The organism is Bradyrhizobium sp. CSA112, from assembly GCF_029051645.1.
Lineage (GTDB): Bacteria > Pseudomonadota > Alphaproteobacteria > Rhizobiales > Xanthobacteraceae > Bradyrhizobium.
Genome location: NZ_JAACFS010000169.1, coordinates 1 through 394, shown reverse-complemented (window position 1 = coordinate 394; position 394 = coordinate 1). Strand labels below are relative to the sequence as shown.

Below are 394 nucleotides of genomic sequence, written 5' to 3'. Positions count from 1 at the left end.
CACCTGGTCGGGCTCGATGAAGTAATGGGCCACGTCCACGCGGCTGGAGCCGACGAGCACCGCGCGCCCGATGGCGATCCCCCGGGCGACGGCCAGACCATGGACCGCGAACGTCATCGGGTGTCTCCGGGTGCGGCGGTGGATCGGGGGGCCATGCGGAGCGTCACTCCCCTTCGCCGAACTTGCCGTCGATGAGCGCGCGCAGCGCGTCCATCGCCTCCTGCTCCTGCGGGCCGTCGGTCTCGATCGTGACCTCGGAGCCGATGCCGGCGGCCAGCATCATCACGCCCATGATGCTCTTGGCATTCACGCGGCGCTCGCCCCGGCCCAGCCACACTTCGCAGGGGAAGCTGCCGGCCAGCTTCGTGAGCTTCGCGGACGCACGGGCGTGCAG

Annotated in this window: 1 protein-coding gene; it reads right to left on the bottom strand. The window is 70.8% G+C overall.

The window, feature by feature from the left end; translation table 11 throughout:
* Window positions 1-163: 163 nt before the first annotated feature.
* Window positions 164-394 (bottom strand): HPr family phosphocarrier protein (locus GWE18_RS42170; protein WP_275191342.1); only part of this gene is annotated, 231 nt, incomplete at its 5' end.